Origin of the sequence: Pseudarthrobacter sp. NamE5, from assembly GCF_005796225.1 — a bacterium.
GTDB lineage: Bacteria > Actinomycetota > Actinomycetes > Actinomycetales > Micrococcaceae > Arthrobacter.
The window spans coordinates 58,428-79,370 of the sequence record NZ_VAHO01000017.1 but is presented as its reverse complement, the minus strand read 5'-3'; the positions used below and the strand labels follow the sequence as shown (position 1 = coordinate 79,370).

Genomic DNA, 20,943 nt, shown 5'->3' with positions numbered 1-20,943 from the left:
GCGCCGCCACCGACGTCAAAGACCGCGCCACCGACGCCAAAACCAACGTCCAAAACACGTAGGCAGAAGCTCCAGGCAAGGAAGAGCCGGCTCCATATCGGAGCCGGCTCTTCCGGCGTTTAATAAGGAGCCCTTCGTTCCGGTCCTAGCGCTTGCCCTTTTTTCGTGATCCCTTGCCCCGCCCCTTGTCCGGATTGGGCGCATACCGCTGGGCTACTTTCGGTGCTTTTTTCGCGCCAGTGGCCCGGCGGTCCGGCTTGGGCTCCTTCTTGACCTTGGCCGGCTGGGCGGAGGGCTGTCGGGAACTCTGAGCTGTTCGTCCGCGGACGATGCCAATGAATTCTTCGAGGACCTCGTCCGTTGACTCTATTGGCCATACCAGGGCGATTTCAGTTCCCGGTGCGCCGCTGAGCCGTCTGGCCACGGTGTCCTTGACGTTGAAGTGCCGGGCCACGGACATGGGCAGGATCACCAGCCCGGCACCGGAGGCGACCACCTGCAGGGCAGCTTCCGGTCCTCCCAGCGCTGTAACATCCATGAAGGATTCCTGCTCCAGATCGGCAAGCGCCACTTCCTCAAAGACCGAGACCTCATGCCCCTTGGGGGCGACCACGACGGGCTGCTCCTCGTACAGCGGGATAACGCTCAGGCCCTCGCGCTCAATGGGAAGGCGGACAAAGGCCATATCCGCCGAACCGGCGCGGACCGCCTCGACCTGGGGGCCGCCGTCGTGCATGAAGGAACGCAGCTGAACGTGCGGCATGCGCTCTTCCCAGCGGCGGATCCACTTGCCTGGCGTCACCCCGGCGACATAGGCGATACGGAGCTCGCGCGGGGCGTCCTGCTCAACAGGACCGGCAGGATCAGCCGGATCTGCGTCAGGCGGGGAGGTATTGGAGGAGGGCACGTCTTCACAGTACCGTCCGCCCGGATACCCTTGAAGCATGAGCTCTGCTAACTCCCAGTCCATGAAGCCGGCCACCGTTGCCAAGAAACTTGGCATCTACCTGCCCGCCACACCGCAGGAGTTCCAGGATTCGACCATCACCCGCGCCGAGTTTGCGGAGCTCCAGGCCAACCCGCCGGAATGGCTCGCTGAACTCCGCCGCAACGGCCCGCACCCCCGTCCGGTAGTGGCCCAGAAGCTGAACATCTCCATCAGCGGCCTGTCCCGCGGTGGTGTCGAGGAACCCCTGACGACGGCGGAAATCACCGCGCTGCTCCAGGCTCCGCCGCAGTGGCTGGTCACCGAACGGGCCACGCATGCCGCCGTCAGGGCCGAAGCCCAGCGCGTCAAGGAGGAGGCGGCCAAGAAGGCTGCCAAGAAAGCCGGCGCCGCAAAATAAGGGCTCCGCCCGGCGACTCAGGAGCCTGTTCGAAGATCCGAACCTCAATGGGCCGGCACTGCGAACAAGCTTTTTTTGGGCCGCGGTGGCTGCGCCTCAGTCCTGGTGCAGCTGGATGTAGTTCCCGCAGCCGTCGTCGAACACCGCGCTGATCCCGGAAGGATCTTCCGCAGGCTCGCTCTTGAAGCTTACCCCCGCCTTCACCAGCCGCTCGTATTCGGCCCGCACATCCGGAACGCCGAAAACAATGGCCGGGAGGCCGGCGTCGTGCACGGCATTCATGTACGTGGCGCCGATCGGGTTGTCGCTGGGTTCCAGCAGCAGGCCCACGGAACCCCCGTCCGCTCCCGGGTCCTTGATAATGAAGAGGTTGTGCTCGGGCATGGCCATCAGTGTGTCGAAGCCCAGCGTCTGGGTGTAGAACTGATGGGCGGCTGCAGGGTCCTTGACATGGATACTGCACATTTTGATTCGCATGGTCCCCAAGATACGCGGAGGCGCTGACACCGGAAAGGTGGCCACCAAACCTCCACCCTGGAGGTGCTCCCATCCGGAAGGACTTTGGCCGGAGTTGTCTTCCGGTTAATGCAGCGCGGACCCCATGTTGGCTTTGCCGCCTTAGTTTCGGGACGTGACCAGCATCCATGTTCTTCCCGCCCCGCAGGAGCACGCTGTTCTTCCGGGACCCGCGGCCGGTTCCATCGGCAGCACCACCAGTGGTTTCCTGCCCCGCCGGTTCCTCATTACCGCCCACCGGGGGGCCATGGCTTTGGCCCCCGAAAACTCCGGCCTTTCCTTCAAGCTTGCCGCCGCCGGTGGCGCCGACGAGATTGAGTTGGACGTCCGGATTACGGCCGACGGCGTTCCCATAGTCCTGCACGATGCAACGCTTCGCCGCGTGGCGGCAGGAAATGGTCCTCTTATGGACGTTCCCGTAGCGCAACTGTCCCTGGCGCAGGTCCGGACGGTGACGCTCACGTCGGGCCATCACGTTCTCACGCTCGCTGAAGCGCTTGATATCGCGGACGTCCCGTTGCAGATCGAGATCAAGGATCCTGCTGCCGTTACTGCCGTAGCCCGCCTGCTCAGCAGCCGCACCGCCACACTGCCCAGCCTCAGGTTCAGCAGCTTCCTGCCGGAGGCCCTGGCACGGCTGCAGCAGCACCTGCCTGACGTTCCGAGGGGCCTGATTGTTGGAGAATATCCTGCCGGCATCCGGCGGCAGGAGGAATTGTCTGCGTTGCTGGCGCGTGCGGGCGCCACCACGCTCTATTCAGGGTTCCGGAACCTTACCCGACGGGAGGTCGAACGCCTCCGCTGCAGGGGCATCGACGTCCATGCCTGGCCACTTGCGGTTTTTGAGGATCTTTGCCGGGCAACACGGCTTGGAGCATGCGGCGGAACCGCCGATGATCCGGGCCGGGCGCGTGGATGGCTGGACTCGATGGCAGGCCCGGACTTTGACGGGCTGGACATGAACGGTGGAGCGCCTCCATTGGACAGGCTGCACCGGATTCCGCAGGACTGTTCAGGCTGACCTTCCCCAACCGTTGACCCTGTCTCTTGAACACGGTGCAATGGAATGACCAGCCCGGGATTCCGAGGCCCGGGCATGCGCTGGAGGTCAGGTGGCGGCCATGGGCGGAGCACTTTTCGAGGGAATGCTGCAGGGGGCTTGGGCCCTTATTCTCTGCGCCCCCGTGCTGGTTGCCAGCGTTGGCGCGACGGTCTTTGTGGTCCAGCGCCGTGCCCTTGCCGGTAACGACAGCCAGGCTGAGCGCTCGGACCAGCTGTTCTGGGATTTGTTCCTGGGCGCAGCTGTTGCTGTCCCCGCCCTGCTGATTCCCACCCTGCTCTCGCCATGGACAGGCCTGTTCCTCGGAGGGGCGGGGGTGGCGACCGGTATCGCTGCCTACCGCGGAACACCAAAGTACCTGGCAAAGCGCAGCGCCAAAAGAGAAAACCATGCGCTTGAAACCGCACACCTGGCGGCGCAGGCGCAGCATGACGAGCTGATCGCGCGATGGCGCCGCTACGAACTGGACCCGGCGTGCAACATCGATTTTCCGGCCTTGACCGACGTGCGCACGCCGGAAACGTCCGCCCTCATTAAAGCCATGCGCCATGCGGAGGCCCTGCGCTCGGCCGCCCACCAAGGCTATCCCGACGCCGTCAGCAGCCTGGGTGCCAGCCTCGCTGCCGCTGAGAGGGCGGCTGGGCTTCCGGCGGAGCAGGCCTAGCGCCAGACGTTAAGGGGTGTGTCGGCGGCGCTGGAGCAGGCGGTGATGCCGGGGATAGCATCCGAAGATGAAGCCAGACGAAATACGCGATCGTGACCAGTTCGGCCGGCTGCTGGAGGACCGCGGGGTGTGGCGGCAGGCCACCACCCTGGAAGCGGCGGGCGAGCTCACCGCCCGCTGGCTGGAGGGCGGAAGCTCCTACCAACCAGGACACTTGGCTCCCGGCTTTGACGAGGAAACCTCCCTTATCGCGGAGGAGCTGGCGGAGCTGAACCGGAACGGGCTGTTCACCAAGGAATCGCAGCCGGGCCTGAAGTCGGAGACTGCGGCACAGCGGCAGTACGTTACAGGCTTCTGCAGCGCGGCCGTGGCCGGAGAACTGCTGGCGCTCTCCACCCGCAGCGAGTTGGTGACGATAGCCCATGCCCCCGGCGAGTCGAGCAGCGCCGCCATTCCGGTCACGCTGGCCGGTACGGAGGTCACCACGGTGCTGGGCTCCAGTGAGAATCCGGTGACTGAAGACCAAATCCGGGACTGGGCGGAGGAAACCAACGATTCCCTGGCGCTGCTGCTGGCCGACTCCTGGTACGTGGAAGTCCTGGACCCGGTATGGGGCCGCAATGATGTCCTGCTGCCTGCGGTCCTCGGGTCACTGACCAGGCAGGCTTAGGACAGCCACTGAACCCCGCGACCGCAAACGCGATGAAGGCCGGGTGCAGCCCGCAGGCTGCCCCGGCCTTGTTTCGAGTGGCTTTAAAGCTCCACCGTGCTGCTTTCCCCGACGCTCATCCGGCTGTTGGTGACCTTGGACTTCACCCATTGGAGGACAGTCGCTGCGGTCCCGCCGGGGCTGGTCCAGTACTCTGCCGAATCCGAGTCGATGCGCAGCAGACACACCTCAGGAGTGTCCGGTCCGTTCGGGAACCAAGCTTCAACGGCCTGGTTCCATAACTCGCGAATCTTGGCCCGGTCGGTTACCACTGCCGCAGTTCCCGCCACGGACACCCACTCGGTGTTCTTGCCAAAGGCGACGTTCACGCGCGGGTCAACCCGGACATGCGCTACCTGAGATGTGCCAAGGCCGGTGAAGAACCACATGTCGCCGTCGTCCTTGACTTCCTGGACGGCCAGCGGACGGCTGACGAGGGCACCTTCTTCGTTGATGGTGGTCAACATTCCGATCTTGGAATCGTTGATGATTTCCGTAACCTTGCTGATGCTCTGGGCGTCAGACATGCCTCACCTCTTTCGTCTGCAGTCGGGGACGCTCCCCATTCCGCCAGCCTATTAGTAAGCATGCTTATTTACCAGCGGGCGGGTCGCCCCGACCCCGGCTGCCCGGGGCGCTCAGGCGCCGGCAGGAACAGCCACCCTTGCCACTTCGGCGATGCGGGCGGCCGTTTGCCGGCCCATCCGGATGGCGCCATCCACATGCTGGTAACCCTCTGCCGCAAGGTCGGAGGAGGACCAATAGATAGGACCAACGGGAGCGTGCTGGTCCTTGCCGTAACGGTGCAGGCCGCCCAGGTCGTAGCTGGCCGCGTACGCGCCGCGGGTCCATTCCTCCGAGCCCCAGTCGGATTCGTAGTAAACCTCCGGCGTCAGGGCGGCGTCACCGAGGTAGCCGGCGATGGACGCCAGGATGGCCTTCTTACGCTCTTCGGCACTCAACTCGAAGACGGCGTCGGCCCTTTCATCGGAAACGAAGCCCACCAGGGTGCCCCGGGTGTCGCCGTGGTTGGTGTTGTCGTAGACCTCCTGCACCAGGGCGTCGGCGCCGAAGCAGGTGCCCGAGAGTCCTGCTTCCCGCCAGAACGGCTTGCTGTAGACCGCGTGCACCTTGATGACCAGGCCAAGGGACTGGTGCTGGTGCATCTGGTGCTGGCGGCGCGGCAGGGGCGGGTTGAACGAGACGCGGGAGTAAAGGTTGGGCGGCACGGCCATGATGACGAACCGGGCATTGACGGTGGCGCGGTCCGACTGGACCGTGACCCGATGGCCGCCCTGGGTGTCCGGCTCCCACGTGACGGTGCGCACCGGGGTAGCGAGGACGACGTCGTCGCCCAGCTCCTGCGCCAGCAGCTGGGACACCTGCTGCATGCCGCCCACAACACGCCGGTCCAGGATGAAGTCCTCGTCCGTCAGGTGGGTAAAGGAACCGGCGGAAGCTGCCATCAGGACTGCCTGCAGGGCGGAGAACGCGTGGGCCGGCTTGGTGAGCATGCCCCCGGCGATGAACAGGCCGATGTTCCTGCAGGCTTCTTCATTAGCCGAATTTTGCCGCAGCCAGTGGTGGAACGAGATGGTGTCCAGCTCGCGGGCCTTCGGGTGCGCCCAGGGTTCGGTGGCGCCGATTTCTGCGGAGAGTCCGTCCAGCAGGGACACCAGGCGGTCCATTTCGACGGCGGTGGAGGGGTCCACCGGGAAGGTGTCGCCGGTGTACCGGACGGGGATGCCGTCCGCGCCGAGGTACACGGACTCGCCCTGCCGATAGCGAGGGTAAGTTTCCAGGCCGAGTTCGTCGAGGAGTTCAAGAAGGACGGTTTGGTCCGGCGAGACCCATTGGCCACCGATTTCCAGCATTGCGCCGTCTACGGTCCCGGTCCAGGTGCGGCCGCCGACGCGCTCACGCGCCTCAAGCACGGCAACAGTAAGTCCGGCCTTCTTCAGTTCGCGGGCTGCCGTCAGTCCGGAGGGGCCGGCTCCGACGACCACGACGTCGCGGTTCAGGTTCAGCATGATGTCCTCTCTGCCTCCCGGCCAGGCAACCGGAAGCACTAAATGAATGCCATTCATTTACTAGAACTATAGCCGCTTGCACCGGGGACCGGAAGTGCCGGATGGAATAATGCAGGAGACCACAACAGAAAGGGCAGGAATGCCGGCAGTATCAGCCGCTCAGGGACGCTCCACCGGAGACGTGGGGGTCCGGCGACGGCGGGCCGGCCGCCCGTCCGCCGCGGTGCTGGATAAGGCCGGAATCACCGCGGCCGCCCTGGAGCTCATCAGCCGGAAGGGCTATGACGGCCTGACCATGGCCGCGCTGGCGAAACAGCTTGAAGTTGCGCCGTCCGCCCTCTACAACCATGTAGCGGCCAAGGGTGACGTCCTACTGCTCCTGGAAGACCACCTCACGTCACTGGTGGACGTTTCAGGCTTCGGCGCTGCAGCTTGGGAGGACGCCGTACGGACTTGGGCCTGGAGCTACCGGAATGTGTTCGCCGAGCACACCCCGTTGATTCCGGTGATCGCAGTGCTGCCTGTCACTGACGCACCCCAGACCCTGGCCATGTACGAAACCGTGAGCAAGGGCTTCATCGAGGCAGGGTTCCCGCAGGAGCAGGTGGTGCCCGCCATTGTGGCGCTCGAGTCCTTCATTTTCGGGTCAGCGTACGACGTCACGGCGCCGGAGGACATCTTCGAGTCCGGCTCCCTGGCTGAGTCCACCCCGCACTTCACCGCGGCCGTCCGCAGTTCCGCCAGTGCTGCCGGCGGGGCCAGTGCCGGCGGCGAGCGGGGCCGGCCTGCCGATACCGCCTTCAAGCTGGGGCTTGAGCTGCTGATCTCGGGCCTGGCTGCATTGCGGGGCTGACAGCCAAGTGCAGCAGACCCAGCCCCCGGGATCGCGATCAGGTCTTGTAATACAAGTCTACAACTTGTATCCTAAGGAGGTGGGCGAAGGAGCCCAGTCCCGCCTCTAGGAGAATTCATGAGCCCCGTCGACCTGATCCGGCACGTCAAACTGTCTACCGCCCGCCTCCCCCTCGCAGTTCCCATCAGCGACGCAAAAGTCTTCACCGGCCGGCAGAAACCCATGACCGAGGTTGTCTTCCTCTTCGCCGAAATCACCACGGAACTGGGCCACACCGGCGTCGGCTTCAGCTACTCCAAGCGGGCCGGCGGACCCGCGCAGTACGCGCACGCAAAGGAAGTGGCCGAAGGCATCATCGGCGAGGACCCCAACGACATCGCCAGGATTTACACCAAGCTCCTGTGGGCCGGCGCCTCCGTGGGCCGCTCCGGCGTCGCCACGCAGGCACTCGCCGCCATCGACATCGCGCTCTACGACCTCAAGGCTAAGCGCGCCGGCCTGCCCCTGGCCAAGTTCCTGGGCTCGTACCGCGACTCTGTCCAGACCTACAACACTTCCGGCGGCTTCCTCAACGCCACCTTGGACGAGGTGAAGGCACGCGCCACCCAGTCCCTTGAAGAGGGCATCGGCGGCATCAAGATCAAGGTCGGCCTGCCGGACAGCAAGGAGGACCTCCGCCGCGTGGCGGGCATCCGTGAACACATCGGCTGGGATGTTCCGCTGATGGTTGACGCCAACCAGCAGTGGGACCGTGCCACGGCACTGCGCATGGGCCGCCAGCTGGAGGAGTTCAACCTCATCTGGATTGAGGAACCCCTGGACGCCTACGATTTCGAGGGCCACGCCCACCTGGCACAGGTCCTGGACACCCCCATCGCCACAGGCGAGATGCTCGCGTCCGTGGCCGAGCACAAGGGGCTTATTAACGCCAACGGATGCGACATCATCCAGCCGGACGCCCCCCGGGTGGGCGGCATTACGCAATTCCTCCACCTGTCCGCCCTCGCGGACGAGCGGGGACTTGGCCTGGCCCCGCACTTCGCCATGGAGATCCACCTGCACCTTGCCGCCGCCTACCCGCGCGAGCCCTGGGTGGAGCACTTCGACTGGCTCGACCCGCTGTTCAACGAACGCCTCGAGACCAAGGACGGCCGCATGATCGTTCCCGACCGCCCGGGCCTCGGCGTCACCCTCAGCGACCAGGCGCGCGCCTGGACCACCGACTCCGTGGAGTTCGGCAAGTAACCTTGTTGCCATGAGCCGGAACCTCACCGCGGACCTCGCCGCAGACCTTCGCAACCGCATCGTGGACGGGGTTATCCAGCCGGGCGAAAAGCTGCCGAGCGAAAACACGCTCATCAGCGACTTCGGTGTCAGCCGGACAGTCGTGCGCGCGGCGCTGACGAGGCTCCAGGCCGAGGGACTTGTCGAAACTGAACGGGGAAGGGGCAGCTTCGCCCTCACCCCGCCCTCAGACGGACCCCGGCCAGCCCCCGGGGCCCGTCCCGTGGCAACCATGGAGGACCGGCTCCACCTGCTGGAGTTCCGGATGGGCGTGGAAACGGAAGCCGCCGCCCTTGCCGCCCGGAACCACACGGAGCGTCAACTGCGCGCGGTGACCGCTGCCCTCGAAGAGTTCACTGCCAGTGCCGGCCATCCGGCGCACGCCATGAAGTCGGACTTCGAGTTCCACCGCGCCGTCGCCGCTGCCTCCGGTAACCCCTACTACTCCGATTGCCTCGCCGCGCTGGGCCAAACGATGATCGCAATGCCGCGCACCCGGCTGATGACCGGCGTCGAGCATTACGCCCGGGACCACTTCGATCAGGTGGTGCAGGAGCACCGGTCCATCTCGGATGCGATCGCGGACGGGGACGAGGCTGCCGCGGCGGCCGCTATGCGCAGCCACCTGTCGAATTCCCGACGACGGTTCAAGGCTTCCGCACGCCCGTAGCCCCGGCGCGTCCCGGCCACCAACCGGACCCAGGGCTTTATTCGCAAATCCGGACCTTGAAGACCAGGATCCGCGAACAAGCCGGGGCATTCGGGCGATGAACAACGAAAAGAGCCCCGGTCCTAAGACCGGGGCTCTTTCATCTGCGTGCGCGAGGGGGGATTTGAACCCCCACGCCCTTTCGGACACTGGCACCTGAAGCCAGCGCGTCTGCCGTTCCGCCACTCGCGCGCAACTTCTTCCACAAGTCGGCCCGGTTTCCCGGACCCGAAGCCTTGTAAAAGCAGCGAGATCAAGCATAACGGACACTGCGGGGAAAACACCAATTGGGCATCTCCTGCTCCCCGGGAAGGGCAGGAAGGCTTCACGGGCCAGTCGCCGGTTTCTGCACCAGGCTGCCACGGAAGAAGGGCGCGCCGGCACCGTAAACCGAACTTTTGCAAGTGCCCGCGCGTTGCCGATTAAGGTCATTCACAGGCCTGCCCAGTAGTATCTGATGTAGGAGTGACTGCTGAAGGCGGGCACAACGCTGACTTGTGAGCTGCACGTCACGTGCGGCTCCTGAACTGAAACTGCACCGCAGCCGGGGGGAAAGGAGAAGAACCATGGGTCTGCTGGACAAAGTTGAACGCGGCATTGAAAAGGCTGTCCGGGGCGTCTTCTCCACCGGCTCGCGTGCGCAGGTTGAACCTGTGGAAATTGCCAGCAGGCTGCGCCGGGAAGTGGACCACAAATCCCTGACGGTCACAGCCGGCAGGACCTTGGCGCCGAACGTTTTTGACGTCCAGCTCAGCGATGACGACTTCAAGCGAGCCCAGGACTGGGGCACGCCGCTGGCCGAAGAACTCTGCGATGTGGTCATCAACCACGTCCGCAGCCAGGGCTATACCCTGCAGGGTTCAGTGCGGATCTCCTTCCGCAGGGACTCGGACCTTCGGCCCGGCGACTTTGAAATAGTGTCTTCCACGGAAAAATCCGGCGGCGCAGCAGCTGCCCGGGCACCGCGTCCCAACGTACCGGCCGCGCCCAACCGGCAGCCGGTCAGGCTCCAGCCGGTGCTGGACATCGACGGGCAGCGCTACTCCCTCAACGCCCCGTCCATCGTCCTTGGCAGGTCCTCTGACGCCGATATTCATGTTGAAGACACCGGCGTATCACGCCGCCACCTGGAAATTCGTACGGCCAACGGCGTGACCAGCGCCGTGGACATGGGCTCCACCAACGGCAGCTACGTCAACGGCCAGAAGGTGTCAGGGAGCACTGAACTGACTGACGGCTCCACCATCACGATGGGACGGACAAAAATCATTTTCCGCCTTCTGCCCGCCAATCCTGGTGGTCGCACATGAGTGACTTGACCATCACGGCCCTCAGGTTCGGCTTCCTCCTGCTCCTCTGGGTGCTGATCTTCAGCATCGTCTCGGCCATGCGCCGGGACCTCATGGTGGGACGCAAAGCCGCCTCCGGTGCTCCTTCCCAGCGCGAGGTCCGCAGGAACCCCGGACTTGCCGAGGCCGCGCCGCAGCCGGTGAAGCAGCAGGCCCGCCAACTCGTCGTCATCGAGGGCCCGCTCAAGGGAACCTCCCTTCCGCTGGCTGCCAGCCCGATCCTCCTCGGACGCGCCCAGGAAGCAACCCTGGTTCTGGAGGACGACTACGCCTCCGGCCGCCACGCCAGGTTGTTTCCCCAGGGCAGCCGCTGGTTCATTGAGGACCTTGGTTCCACGAACGGGACCTACTTGGGGGACCAGCAACTTACCCGTGCCCTGCCGGTTGAGCCAGGGGTACCCGTGAGAATCGGCAAGACGGTCATCGAATTGAGGCCATGACCGTGGCCCTTCCGCAAGACCCCGCCAACGGGCCCCGGCCCGCGCAGCGGCCCCTCATCATGCGCTTCGCCGCGCGCTCGGACGTAGGCCGGATCCGCTCCAAGAACGACGATTCCGCCTATGCCGGCCGGCACCTGGCCATCGTTGCGGACGGCATGGGCGGCCACGCCGGCGGCGACGTTGCCTCCGCCGCCACTGTCCTGGACATGATTCACCTGGACCGCGGCGACTATGACGGCGACGCTGCCACAGTCCTGGCCGACGAAATCCAGACCGCAAATTCCCTGCTCTCCGAACTCGTGCACCAGAACCCAAAGCTGGCGGGCATGGGCACCACGGTCACGGCGCTCCTGCTGGCCGAGGGAAAGCTGCACTTCGCCCACATCGGCGATTCCCGGGCCTACCGGCTGCGTGACGGCGAGTTCGAACAGGTTAGCGTGGACCACACCTTTGTGCAGCGGCTGATCGATGAGGGCCGGCTTAAGCCCGAGGAAGCGGAAAGCCACCCGCACAAGAACGTCCTGATGCGCGTGCTTGGGGACGTTGACGCCAGCCCTGAGCTGGACCTCGACACCCTCGACGTCCGGCCCGGAGACCGCTGGCTCCTGTGCTCCGACGGGCTCAACTACGTTGCGGGCCATGCCGTGGAACGTACGGTCAAGGAGACCAAGGACCTCCGCGAGTGCGTCGAAACACTGGTGGACCTCACCTTGGAAGCGGGTTCCCCGGACAACGTCACCGTTGTGATGGTTGACATCGTGGAGGAAACGCCCGACGACGTCAGTACGGCTGCCGTAGACCTCATTCCTTCCACAGGCGCCGCCTCAGCCGCTGCCGCCGAGACAGCAAAAAGCATGTCGCAAAAGGAAGCTTCGACGCTGGAGGCCGCGGTCCGAAATGCCCGGGCCAAAGACGCAACAGGCTCCAGCTCCTCATCCAAGGACAGTACTGCCAGGGACGGGGCTTCCGGCGGCGGTAATTTACAGGATGCTGCTTCTCAGGGCAACGGGCCGAAGGAGAACGCGGACTCCGGCCCAGTCGACCCGGGATCCACCGATCCCCACCTGGGGGAGCACCTTTCCGCGGAAGTCCTGCGCGAGGAACTGGCCTCCCGGCCGCATGAACTGGTGGGAGCTGCAGCAGCGGCAGCAGCATCCGGTTCCATTCCCACCGTCGCCGGCCGCACGGTTGCGAGAAGGGCCGCGACGCTCCTGACCCACAAGGCCGAACAGCCGGGCGCCGAGACCGAGGAGACCTTGGTGCCGCTCAAGCCGCGCCGCTGGGTAACCTGGTCCATTGCGGCAGCAGTTCTGGTGGTGCTGGCCGTTGGCCTGGGGCTGGGCTACGCGTGGACCCAGACCCGCTACTACGTCGGCGAGTTCGATTCCCGTGTTGCCATCTACAACGGCGTCTCCCAGCGCCTTGGGCCGATCCAACTCTCCAGCCTCGAAGCCGTCACGGACATCCGAATGGATTCCCTGCCGCCGTTCTCACAGCAGCGGGTCCGCCAGACTGTCCCCGCCAACGATCTCTACGACGCCCAGCGGATCGTGAAAAACCTCGAACTGACCGGGACCACCTCCCCGGAGGAGGAGTGTGCGACGCCGTCGCCGTCCCCTGGTGCTTCCACCCCTGCGCCCACACCTGCGCCGACGGAGTCCGCTGCTCCGGCGCCCTCGCCGGATGCCTCTGCAGCTCCGGCAGGCCCCTCCCCGTCACCCAGTCCCACCGTCACCTGTGAGGCGGTCCGATGAGCCAACTCAGCACCACCCCCAAACCCCGGCGCAACGTTGAACTCGCGCTGCTCCTGCTGGCCCTGGCGGTCGGCATCGGCGCGAACATGCTGGTGGGGGTCGACCAGGAAAAGGCATTCGACTCGGATTTCTGGTTCCAGTCCAGCCTGCTGGCCGTGGCGGCCCTGGTGTTCCACGGGGTCCTCCGCTTCCGCGCAAAATATGCCGACCCAGTAATACTTCCGCTGGTCGTGGCACTGAACGGTCTCGGGCTCGCCATGATCCACCGCCTCGACGCCCCGGGTGCCGACACGGGCAACAACCAGCTCCGGTGGACACTGATTGCCATGGCTGTGGCCATCGCGGTCATCTGGTTCCTCAAGGACCACCGCATCCTGCGCCGGTTCACGTTCATTTCGCTGGCGGCCAGCGCCTTGCTGCTCATCCTCCCCCTGATCCCCGGGATCAGCGCGGGCGAGATCCTCGGCGCCCGCGTGTGGATCCGGCTCGGACCCATGACCTTCCAGCCCGGTGAAGTCGCCAAAATCACCTTGGCTATATTCTTTGCCGGCTATCTCTCCTCAAACCGCGACCTTATCCTGCTTGCCGGCCGCAAGATCGGGCCCCTGCAGTTCCCGCGGTTCAAGGACATGGGGCCGATGATCACCGCCTGGCTGGTCAGCATTGGCGTGCTCATCTTCCAGCGCGACCTTGGCTCGTCGGTACTGTTCTTCGGCCTGTTCATTGTGATGATCTACGTGGCCACCAGCCGCATCAGCTGGGTGGTGATCGGCCTTGCCCTGATCCTTGGCGGGGGCTTTGCGGCGTCCCGCGTGTTCTCCCACGTGCAGCTCCGCATCGACGGCTGGCTGAACGCCTTCACACCCGAGGTTTATGACCGTTCGCCCGGCGGCAGCGGCCAGATTGTCCAAGGACTCTTCGGCATGGCCAACGGCGGACTGGTGGGAACGGGCCTGGGACAGGGCCGCCCGGACCTGGTGCCGTTTGCCAACAGCGACATGATTATCGCCTCCCTCGGCGAGGAACTCGGCCTGGTGGGCCTCTTCGCCGTCGTCATGATGTATCTGCTGCTCTTCACCCGCGGCTTCCGCGCCGCCCTCGGCACCCGGGATGCCTTCGGCAAGCTCCTGGCCTGCGGGTTGTCCTTCGCCGTGGCGCTGCAGTGCTTCGTAGTCATCGGCGGCGTCACCCGCCTTATCCCGTTGACCGGCCTGACCACGCCCTTCCTGGCCGCCGGCGGTTCGTCCCTGCTGGCCAACTGGATCATCGTGGGCCTGCTGCTGATGATTTCGCATACAGCGCGGGGGCCGGTGGATACCACCCCGCTGAGGCCCGGTGAGGCTGCGGAATCCATGGGCATAGATACTCCAACTGAGGCGGTGAAGCAATCGTGAACCAGGCGATACGGCACTCATGGGTGGCAGCCATCGCCATGTTCGCCCTGATTTTCGGCGCCATCAGCTATGTGCAGGTGGTGGGGGCGGATGAGCTTAAAGCGAATCCGTGGAACCAGCGTGCCATCCTGCAGAACTACTGCAACGACCGCGGGGCAATCATCGTGGGCGGTTCGCCGGTAGCTGAGTCAGTGGAGGGCAACTCCGAAACCTGCAAGTTCCAGCGGACCTATCCGCAGCCCGAACTCTACGCCGGAATCACCGGGTACTTCTCGCAAAACTTCGGCGCCACCGGCCTGGAGCAGTCCATGGGCGAGGTACTGACTGGCAACTCGGACCAGTTGTTCCTGGACCGGGTGGGCCAGCTTTTCCTGGGGAACCAGCCGAAGGGCGCGTCGGTGGAGCTCACCATCGACCCCGAAATCCAGCAGCTCGCCTACAGCCTGATCCCGGATGGACAGCGCGGGTCCATCGTGGTCACCAACCCCAAGACCGGGGCGATCCTGGCCATGGTTTCGAAGCCGTCCTACGATCCCAACCGGATCGCCACCCAGGACCCCACCGCCGAGACCGCCAACATCAATGAACTGCTCAAGGTCCCCGGCATCAACTTGAACCAAAACGTCAGCGGTCCCACGGGCGAACTCCTGGCTCCCGGGTCCGTCTACAAACTGGTGGACACAGCCGCGGCCCTCGCATCAGGGAAGTACAACAAGGACAGCGTTCTTCCCAACCCGGCAGAGATGCCGTTCCCGGGCATCCAGTACACGCTGCCCAACTATGCCGGCGGCAATTGCTATACCCGGGACACGGCCGGATTCGCGTTCGCGCTGCAGCAGTCCTGCAATACACCGTTTGCGAGCATTGCGTTGGACCTGGGCAGGGACGCCATTGCGGAACAAGCTGCAAAGTTCGGGTTCGGCGAGGACATGGGAGACCAGCTCAAGCTCGGCTACGCCCAGGAAAACAGCTTCCCGGATGACCTTGATGCTCCGGGCCTGGCGCAGTCGGCAATCGGCCAAAGGGACGTCCGGGCCACCCCGCTGCAGGTCGCGCTGATGACCGCCGCGATCGCCAATGACGGCGTGCAGATGAGGCCGAACCTGATCAAGGCCCTGCGCTCCCCGGACCTGCGAATCATTGACGAACCGCAGCCGGAGCAGCTGCGCACCTCCACCACGCCGGAGATCGCCAACCAGATCACGGAGTGGATGGTCAGCGCGGTCAGCGAAGGCATCGCCAACCGGGCGGCCGTTCCCGGTGTCCAGGTGGCGGGCAAGACAGGAACTGCGGAGCTCGGCAACGGCAGCAACAACTCCTGGTTCACCGGCTTTGCCCCCGCGAACAACCCGCAGGTGGGTGTCACGATCGTCATGGAGGGCGTGGACATCACCACCGGAGCCCAGCTAACCAGTCCGAACGCGAAGAGAATTTTTGAGGCGGTGTTGAATAAGTGAGGCCTACAACCGGAATCACCCTCGGCGGCAGGTTCCAGCTGACAACGCGGATCGCGATTGGTGGCATGGGGGAAGTCTGGAAGGCGAAAGACCTCGTCCTGGGCCGCATCGTCGCCATCAAGGTGTTGAAGGAGGAATACACCGGTGACCCGGGATTCCTTCAGCGTTTCCGTGCCGAGGCCCGCCACACCGCACTGCTGAACCATGTGGGCATTGCCAACGTCTTCGATTACGGCGAGGAGGAGGGCTCCGCCTACCTCGTCATGGAACTGGTCCCGGGCCAGCCGCTGAGCAGCATCATTGAGCACGAGCGGGTCCTGTCGCCGGACCGCACCCTGTCCATCATTGCGCAGACCGCCCGTGCACTGGCGGTTGCACACGCCCAGGGGCTGGTGCACCGGGACGTCAAGCCCGGCAACCTCCTGATAACTCCTGACGGCCGGGTCAAGGTCACCGATTTCGGCATCGCCCGCCTCGCCGACCAGGTGCCGCTCACCCAGACCGGGCAGGTGATGGGCACCGCGCAGTACCTGGCACCGGAGCAGGCCACCGGACAGACTGCCACCGGCTCCTCGGACATCTACTCGCTCGGCGTCATCGGTTACGAATGCCTCACCGGCCACCGCCCCTTCTCCGGGGAATCCCAGATCGCCATTGCCCTGGCTCAGGTCAATGATGCCCCGCCACCGCTTCCGGAAACGCTTCCGGCCCCGGTCCGTGCACTCCTGATGTCGATGCTGGCCAAGGACCCAAAGAACCGTCCCGAGAATGCCATCAAGCTGGCAGAGGCGGCCGAGGCCATCCGCAACGGGGACATCAGCGCCGCCCGCGCCGCAGTCCCAGGCATGCTCCTCTTTGATGCTGATACCGGTCCCATCACCGCTCCGGTGGACACCACCACCGCACCCACCGGCGTCATTGGTGCCCAGCGGGACACTTCCCCCACGCCAACTTCAGCCCTGCCGGTGCTCGGTGCGGGTGCGGCAGGTGCGGCTGCCGGCGCAGCAGCAGCCGCTGCCGGGGCATCTGCGGCGGACGGCGATGCCCCCCAAGGCGCCCTGGCCCGGGCCAATGCCCTCGCTGCCGAGCGCAGTTGGGTTCCGGATGAAACGACGTACGACGACGAGCCCGCCGATGAGCCGCAGCGCAAGGGGCGCAGTCCATGGACCTGGCCGCTGATCGCACTGATCCTGCTGCTCCTGTTCGCGCTGGTGGGTTTCTTCCTCAGCCAGCGGGGGATCCTTTTCCCGTCCAACGACCCCACCAGTGCGGCCACGACGAGCAGCCCCCAGACCACCAGCGCCGCCCCCACCCGGACATCGCAGGCTCCCACTCCCACTCCCACCCGGGATACGCCGATGCCGACAACTGCCCCGGCTCCGCAAACGGTGAACGTCATTCCGGAGGCCTATCTGGGGAAGGACTACCGGACAGTTCAGTCGCAGCTCTCCGCACTTAACCTCGATGTCAGCGTTCAGCCACAGGTGGACGCCGACTCGGCGCCGAACACAGTCATTGGCCTGTCCCGCTCAGGGTTGGTGGAAGTTGGCTCACCCGTCGTCATCACCTATGCCGTAGCTCCCGAGCCCGTACCCACCACCAGTTCCGCTCCGGCTCCCGCCCCTTCGCCCACCACTTCCTCGGTGGCAGCGCCGACACGGGAGTCGCCCCTGCCCGACTGCACCGACGGCGAGCTGCCGGGTGCCCCGCCAACCTGCAAGCCGTAGCCGCCAGGACAGCCAGTGAATGAGTCACCGCGCACACCGCTCCACCGGGAGGACAGCCTCCCGGTGGATAACCGCCGCATCTTGAGCGGCCGCTACGAGCTGGGCAGCCTGATCGGCCGCGGCGGCATGGCCGACGTCTACCGTGGAACCGACACCCGGCTGGGGCGGACGGTGGCCATCAAGCTCCTGCGCCCGGACCTGGCACGTGATCCCCAGTTCCAAGCCAGGTTTAAGCGGGAAGCCCAGGCAGTGGCCGCCCTTAACCATTCCTCCATCGTTGCCATCTACGACACCGGCGAGCACCTGGTCCACGACGGCTCGGAGGAGAACGTCCGGGTGCCCTACATCGTGATGGAGTTCGTGGAAGGGAAAACCATCCGCGAACTCATCCGCGCCCGCGATGTCAGCATCGACCAGGCAATTGACTACTGCCTCGGCGTACTCAGCGCCCTCGAATACAGCCACAAGGCCGGGATAGTCCACCGGGACATCAAGCCGGCCAACGTGATGTACTGCGAAGGCACCAACTCTGTGAAGGTGATGGACTTCGGGATTGCCCGTGCCATCGCCGATTCCTCTGCCACCATGACCCAGACGCAGGCCGTGGTGGGTACGGCCCAGTACCTTTCGCCCGAGCAGGCCCGCGGCGAATCGGTGGACGCGCGCAGCGACCTCTACTCTGCTGCCTGCCTGCTCTACGAAATGCTGACATCCCGGCCGCCGTTCATTGGCGACAGCCCTGTTTCCGTCGCGTACCAGCATGTCCGGGAAATCCCCGAGCCTGCCAGCAGCCTGAATCCTCAGGTGGGCCCTGCCTTGGACAGCGTGCTGGCGAAGGCGCTGCAGAAGAACCGTGATGACCGGTTCCAGGATGCCGCTGCCTTCCGCCGTGCGCTCCGCGCCGCAAGGTCCGGGGTTTCGGTTCCCGCCGTGCCGGCTTCCGAAGCGCCCACCGACCCCAACGACCATGTCCCGGCACCCTCGGCTCCGGCCACCGAGGCCCTCGCCGTCACGGGAGCCGCTTTCCTGGACGACGCACCCACAGGCCGGCTGACTGCAACCCATGCCGCCGGCCAGCGGACGGCTGTGCCCTTTACGCCCGACTCCGATGATTCCGCTGCCGATGCCCTTCCTCTTGGCCTTCCTCCCGAACGTGAGCGGAGCGCACGGCAGAAGTCGCGACGTCGTGCGTGGATTGCCACCCTGGTGGTCTTCACGCTGCTGGTCCTTGCCGGCGGCGCCCTGTGGCTCATCAGTATTATCAACCGGCCCGCTCCCGTGGTGCCGAAAGTCCAGGTCCCGGTGGTGGCGGCCATGACCGAGTCGGCGGCGCTGCAGGAACTGTATGGTGCCGACCTTGAGCCCCGGATTGTGCGATCCCAGCATGAGACTGTGCCCAAGGGAATTGCCATTGGAACAGATCCTGCTTCCGGTGCCTCCCTGGACCCGGGGGCAGAGGTAATCTTGAACGTTTCAGAGGGCCCAAGCGCCATCGTGATCCCGCAGGACCTGCCGGGCAAGACCGAAGCCGCGGCCAGGGATATCCTGCGCCAAAGCGGCCTGGTGGGAGCCCCCTCCACCACGATGGCCAACAGCGCCACGGTCCCGGCAGGCATCGTTATTACCACCAGCCCGGCCCCCGGACAAAGGGTGGCCTTGGACAGCACCGTTGAACTGGTGGTGTCAACCGGAAAGGTCATCCTCCCCGAGCTGCGGGGGCGCACCCGCGAAGAAGCAGAGGCAGCACTGAAGGAGCTGGGACTGGTGCCGGTTGTCGCCGAGGCCGAAAACCCGCAGGTGGAGCCTGGCAGGGTGACAGACCAGAGTGATCCGGCCAACGCCGCAGTGGAACAGGGCAAGACCGTCACGATCGTCGTAGCCAAGGCCCCGCCGCCCCCGCCGCCAAGCCCCACGCCGACGCCGACGCCGACGCCCAAGCCGACCCCGACCAAGGACGACGACGACTGACCGCGCCCGGCGCGGTACGGCTTAGTGCTGGATGAGTGGGCTCAGTTTGGCCGCCCGGGCAGCCGCGCCTTTCATCCCCAGCGACTCCAGCCAGTTGCCCAGCATCTGGTAGCCGCCCTCGGTCAGCACCGATTCGGGGTGGAACTGCACGCCGCACAGGGGTGCTGTCCGGTGCTGCAGCCCCATCACTACGCCTGAGGCAGTCTCTGCCGTGACCTCAAGGACATCGGGGATGGTTTCCCTGACGGCTGCCAGTGAGTGATAGCGGGTTGCGCTAACGGGGGAGGGCAGCCCGGCAAAGACGCTGGTGCCGATGTGCTGGACCAGCGATGTCTTGCCGTGCATGAGTTCGGGAGCGTGCGTTACTTTCCCGCCGAAAGCTTCGGCAAGGGCCTGGTGTCCCAGGCAGACGCCGAACATGGGGACGCTGTTCTCGCCGCACCATTTAATCAGTTCAATGCAGACGCCCGCTTCGGCGGGATTGCCGGGGCCGGGTGAGATCAGCACACCGTCCCGGGTACGTGCCAGTTCAATGGCTTCTGCGAGCGTGACGTCATCGTTGCGGACAACGGTGGTCTCGGCGCCGAGCTCCTGGAGGTACCCCACGAGGGTGTAGACGAAGCTGTCGTAGTTATCCACCACGAGGATTTTTTTTGTGGTCATGGCTGGCTTGCTGAACCAATCGTTGAGTCGGTGAATTCGGTGTATTCGGACATCCAGGGGAAAAGGAACTGAACCATCAATACCAGTGCGGCGGCAATGAGCACCAATGAGGTGATGATCCGGAGCCAAAGCGGTCCGGGAAGGTGGCGGAAGATCCAGCCGTACATGCTTAGGCCTTTCCGATCGCTGCGGCCACCTGGTCCGCAATCTCTGCCGGCGGTCCGGCTGAGGCGGGGCGCCAGCTGTCCAGCACGGCGTACGCGATGATGCGTTCTTCTGCCCCGAAGCGCGGGTTGCAGCTTGTCATGGTCAGGAATCTTTCGGTGGGAGCGACGCCCGGGAGCGTGGGCACCGGCTCCAGCACGTCGGTGCGTGAGGGCATCACGATCTGGTTGTTGCGGAAGACGTAGACGTAGTAGCCGTCCTTGGTCTGGACGTAGATCTTGTCGCCGGGGACCAGTGTGTGGATATTGTCCAGGACTGCACCGTGGGTCTGGCGGTGTCCGGCGACGGCAAAGTTGCCTACCGCTCCGGGCATGGCGGTGGTGTTGTAATGCCCCAGTCCCAGGGTGTCCAGCACGTCACTGGTGGTTCCCTGCACGATGGGCCGGGTGTAGTTCGCGCCGAACCTCGGGATATACATGATGCCGATGGTGCCCGCATGGGCCGGGGCGGACGCCACAGCAGGCTCACCGAAGTCCTCTTCGCCGGCGGGCGGACCGGAAGTGTCCGGCGCCGCCGGGGGAGCAGCACCAAGGTCCTGGGCGAACTCCTTGATGACCTCGCTCTGCCTGGCGTCGGACTCCACGTTGGTCCACCACAACTGCCAGGCGACGAAGAGCAGGAGGATGGCGCCTGCCGTGATGAGCAGTTCGCCCACCACCTGGACCGTCCCGCGTAAAATCACGACGGCGGCAGGCGGCGCAGCGGCTTGCGTCGCCTTCTCCTGCAATACCACGCGTTCTCCTCCGGGCGGTTCGGACGGGCACCGGCGGCCCCTGAACTGCGGCTAGAATTGGC

General features: G+C 65.2%; 21 protein-coding genes and 1 tRNA gene. 14 read left to right on the top strand and 8 right to left on the bottom strand.

The features are described from left to right. Window positions 1-145 precede the first annotated feature (145 nt). A complete protein-coding gene (locus tag FDW84_RS16960) occupies window positions 146-946 on the bottom strand; it encodes a LysR family substrate-binding domain-containing protein (RefSeq protein WP_138610675.1) in 801 nt (266 codons plus the stop codon). On the opposite strand from FDW84_RS16960, the gene FDW84_RS16955 reads away from it, so the two are divergent. Continuing rightward, window positions 945-1,346: a DUF5997 family protein gene (locus FDW84_RS16955; protein WP_138610674.1), complete on the top strand. Its 402-nt coding sequence runs from the start codon at window positions 945-947 to the stop codon at window positions 1,344-1,346. The two genes, FDW84_RS16960 and FDW84_RS16955, sit on opposite strands and share 2 nt — an antisense overlap. Before the next feature lie 96 nt (window positions 1,347-1,442). Here the strand turns inward: FDW84_RS16955 and FDW84_RS16950 are convergent, their stop codons facing one another. After that, entirely contained in the window at window positions 1,443-1,823 is a 381-nt protein-coding gene (locus tag FDW84_RS16950) for a VOC family protein (RefSeq protein WP_138610673.1), read from the bottom strand. 154 nt (window positions 1,824-1,977) lie between these two features. On the opposite strand from FDW84_RS16950, the gene FDW84_RS16945 reads away from it, so the two are divergent. The 3 genes from FDW84_RS16945 (at window position 1,978) to FDW84_RS16935 (ending at window position 4,256) form a co-directional block, all read left to right on the top strand. Beyond that, on the top strand, window positions 1,978-2,883 hold the full coding sequence (locus FDW84_RS16945; RefSeq protein ID WP_205754756.1) for a glycerophosphodiester phosphodiesterase: 906 nt from the start codon (window positions 1,978-1,980) through the stop codon (window positions 2,881-2,883). 100 nt (window positions 2,884-2,983) lie between these two features. After that, window positions 2,984-3,586, top strand: coding sequence for a hypothetical protein (locus tag FDW84_RS16940; protein ID WP_138610672.1), 603 nt, complete (start codon window positions 2,984-2,986; stop codon window positions 3,584-3,586). A gap of 67 nt (window positions 3,587-3,653) precedes the next feature. Next, a complete protein-coding gene (locus tag FDW84_RS16935; RefSeq protein WP_138610671.1) occupies window positions 3,654-4,256 on the top strand; it encodes a DUF6919 domain-containing protein in 603 nt (200 codons plus the stop codon). Window positions 4,257-4,339: 83 nt separating this feature from the next. Here the strand turns inward: FDW84_RS16935 and FDW84_RS16930 are convergent, their stop codons facing one another. Beyond that, window positions 4,340-4,822, bottom strand: coding sequence for a pyridoxamine 5'-phosphate oxidase family protein (locus tag FDW84_RS16930; protein WP_138610670.1), 483 nt, complete (start codon window positions 4,820-4,822; stop codon window positions 4,340-4,342). 111 nt (window positions 4,823-4,933) lie between these two features. Beyond that, window positions 4,934-6,325, bottom strand: coding sequence for a flavin monoamine oxidase family protein (locus tag FDW84_RS16925; RefSeq protein ID WP_138610669.1), 1,392 nt, complete (start codon window positions 6,323-6,325; stop codon window positions 4,934-4,936). Between the two features lie 139 nt (window positions 6,326-6,464). Here FDW84_RS16925 and FDW84_RS16920 point away from each other — a divergent pair, with 139 nt between their 5' ends. From FDW84_RS16920 to FDW84_RS16910, 3 genes are all read left to right on the top strand, one after another. After that, window positions 6,465-7,178: a TetR/AcrR family transcriptional regulator gene (locus tag FDW84_RS16920; protein WP_138610668.1), complete on the top strand. Its 714-nt coding sequence runs from the start codon at window positions 6,465-6,467 to the stop codon at window positions 7,176-7,178. Window positions 7,179-7,295: 117 nt separating this feature from the next. Then, complete coding sequence (locus FDW84_RS16915; RefSeq protein ID WP_138610667.1) at window positions 7,296-8,423, top strand: L-talarate/galactarate dehydratase; 1,128 nt, start codon at window positions 7,296-7,298, stop codon at window positions 8,421-8,423. Between the two features lie 10 nt (window positions 8,424-8,433). Beyond that, window positions 8,434-9,132 carry a FadR/GntR family transcriptional regulator gene (locus tag FDW84_RS16910; protein ID WP_138610666.1) on the top strand — a complete coding sequence of 233 codons (699 nt, stop codon included), beginning with the start codon at window positions 8,434-8,436 and terminating at the stop codon, window positions 9,130-9,132. Window positions 9,133-9,280: 148 nt separating this feature from the next. On the opposite strand, the gene FDW84_RS16905 is transcribed toward FDW84_RS16910, so the two are convergent. Next, window positions 9,281-9,363, bottom strand: a tRNA-Leu gene (locus FDW84_RS16905). 374 nt (window positions 9,364-9,737) lie between these two features. Here FDW84_RS16905 and FDW84_RS16900 point away from each other — a divergent pair. The 7 genes from FDW84_RS16900 to pknB are packed head-to-tail and all read left to right on the top strand — an operon-like array spanning window position 9,738 to window position 19,260. Then, complete coding sequence (locus FDW84_RS16900) at window positions 9,738-10,481, top strand: FhaA domain-containing protein (RefSeq protein ID WP_138610665.1); 744 nt, start codon at window positions 9,738-9,740, stop codon at window positions 10,479-10,481. Further along, complete coding sequence (locus FDW84_RS16895) at window positions 10,478-10,960, top strand: FHA domain-containing protein FhaB/FipA (protein ID WP_138610664.1); 483 nt, start codon at window positions 10,478-10,480, stop codon at window positions 10,958-10,960. Before FDW84_RS16900 ends, FDW84_RS16895 begins: the two co-directional genes overlap by 4 nt. After that, window positions 10,957-12,714, top strand: a complete 1,758-nt coding sequence (locus tag FDW84_RS16890) for a PP2C family protein-serine/threonine phosphatase (RefSeq protein ID WP_138610663.1) — start codon at window positions 10,957-10,959, stop codon at window positions 12,712-12,714. The genes FDW84_RS16895 and FDW84_RS16890 overlap by 4 nt, the downstream gene beginning before the upstream one ends. Then, the gene (locus FDW84_RS16885; protein ID WP_138610662.1) at window positions 12,711-14,108 is read left to right on the top strand and encodes an FtsW/RodA/SpoVE family cell cycle protein; all 1,398 of its coding nucleotides are present in this window, start codon (window positions 12,711-12,713) and stop codon (window positions 14,106-14,108) included. The genes FDW84_RS16890 and FDW84_RS16885 overlap by 4 nt, the downstream gene beginning before the upstream one ends. Next, window positions 14,105-15,565, top strand: coding sequence for a peptidoglycan D,D-transpeptidase FtsI family protein (locus tag FDW84_RS16880; protein ID WP_138610661.1), 1,461 nt, complete (start codon window positions 14,105-14,107; stop codon window positions 15,563-15,565). Before FDW84_RS16885 ends, FDW84_RS16880 begins: the two co-directional genes overlap by 4 nt. Further along, on the top strand, window positions 15,562-17,292 hold the full coding sequence (locus tag FDW84_RS16875; protein ID WP_138610660.1) for a serine/threonine-protein kinase: 1,731 nt from the start codon (window positions 15,562-15,564) through the stop codon (window positions 17,290-17,292). Before FDW84_RS16880 ends, FDW84_RS16875 begins: the two co-directional genes overlap by 4 nt. Before the next feature lie 15 nt (window positions 17,293-17,307). Then, the gene (pknB, locus tag FDW84_RS16870; protein WP_138610659.1) at window positions 17,308-19,260 is read left to right on the top strand and encodes a Stk1 family PASTA domain-containing Ser/Thr kinase; all 1,953 of its coding nucleotides are present in this window, start codon (window positions 17,308-17,310) and stop codon (window positions 19,258-19,260) included. A 21-nt stretch (window positions 19,261-19,281) separates the two neighbouring features. Here pknB and FDW84_RS16865 read toward each other — a convergent pair whose 3' ends face one another. Genes FDW84_RS16865 through FDW84_RS16860 form a run of 3 tightly spaced genes read right to left on the bottom strand, consistent with a single transcriptional unit; the run spans window position 19,282 to window position 20,881 of the window. After that, entirely contained in the window at window positions 19,282-19,923 is a 642-nt protein-coding gene (locus FDW84_RS16865) for an anthranilate synthase component II (protein WP_138610658.1), read from the bottom strand. Continuing rightward, window positions 19,920-20,090, bottom strand: a complete 171-nt coding sequence (locus FDW84_RS19395) for a hypothetical protein (protein WP_171046822.1) — start codon at window positions 20,088-20,090, stop codon at window positions 19,920-19,922. Before FDW84_RS19395 ends, FDW84_RS16865 begins: the two co-directional genes overlap by 4 nt. A gap of 2 nt (window positions 20,091-20,092) precedes the next feature. After that, window positions 20,093-20,881 (bottom strand): class E sortase, encoded by a 789-nt coding sequence (locus FDW84_RS16860; protein WP_138610657.1) that lies wholly within the window; start codon window positions 20,879-20,881, stop codon window positions 20,093-20,095. Window positions 20,882-20,943 lie beyond the last annotated feature (62 nt).

What these genes read in the sequence shown, in the direction of transcription:
- FDW84_RS16890 (WP_138610663.1), top strand. Translation starts at nt 10,957, where the DNA reads ATGACCGTGGCCCTTCCGCAAGACCCCGCCAACGGGCCCCGGCCCGCG.
- FDW84_RS16915 (WP_138610667.1), top strand. Translation starts at nt 7,296, where the DNA reads ATGAGCCCCGTCGACCTGATCCGGCACGTCAAACTGTCTACCGCCCGC.
- FDW84_RS16950 (WP_138610673.1), bottom strand. Translation starts at nt 1,823, where the DNA reads ATGCGAATCAAAATGTGCAGTATCCATGTCAAGGACCCTGCAGCCGCC.
- FDW84_RS16895 (WP_138610664.1), top strand. Translation starts at nt 10,478, where the DNA reads ATGAGTGACTTGACCATCACGGCCCTCAGGTTCGGCTTCCTCCTGCTC.
- FDW84_RS16955 (WP_138610674.1), top strand. Translation starts at nt 945, where the DNA reads ATGAGCTCTGCTAACTCCCAGTCCATGAAGCCGGCCACCGTTGCCAAG.
- FDW84_RS16960 (WP_138610675.1), bottom strand. Translation starts at nt 946, where the DNA reads ATGCTTCAAGGGTATCCGGGCGGACGGTACTGTGAAGACGTGCCCTCC.
- FDW84_RS16900 (WP_138610665.1), top strand. Translation starts at nt 9,738, where the DNA reads ATGGGTCTGCTGGACAAAGTTGAACGCGGCATTGAAAAGGCTGTCCGG.
- FDW84_RS16885 (WP_138610662.1), top strand. Translation starts at nt 12,711, where the DNA reads ATGAGCCAACTCAGCACCACCCCCAAACCCCGGCGCAACGTTGAACTC.
- FDW84_RS16920 (WP_138610668.1), top strand. Translation starts at nt 6,465, where the DNA reads ATGCCGGCAGTATCAGCCGCTCAGGGACGCTCCACCGGAGACGTGGGG.
- FDW84_RS16925 (WP_138610669.1), bottom strand. Translation starts at nt 6,325, where the DNA reads ATGCTGAACCTGAACCGCGACGTCGTGGTCGTCGGAGCCGGCCCCTCC.
- FDW84_RS19395 (WP_171046822.1), bottom strand. Translation starts at nt 20,090, where the DNA reads ATGTACGGCTGGATCTTCCGCCACCTTCCCGGACCGCTTTGGCTCCGG.
- FDW84_RS16940 (WP_138610672.1), top strand. Translation starts at nt 2,984, where the DNA reads ATGGGCGGAGCACTTTTCGAGGGAATGCTGCAGGGGGCTTGGGCCCTT.
- FDW84_RS16930 (WP_138610670.1), bottom strand. Translation starts at nt 4,822, where the DNA reads ATGTCTGACGCCCAGAGCATCAGCAAGGTTACGGAAATCATCAACGAT.
- FDW84_RS16935 (WP_138610671.1), top strand. Translation starts at nt 3,654, where the DNA reads ATGAAGCCAGACGAAATACGCGATCGTGACCAGTTCGGCCGGCTGCTG.
- FDW84_RS16910 (WP_138610666.1), top strand. Translation starts at nt 8,434, where the DNA reads ATGAGCCGGAACCTCACCGCGGACCTCGCCGCAGACCTTCGCAACCGC.
- FDW84_RS16865 (WP_138610658.1), bottom strand. Translation starts at nt 19,923, where the DNA reads ATGACCACAAAAAAAATCCTCGTGGTGGATAACTACGACAGCTTCGTC.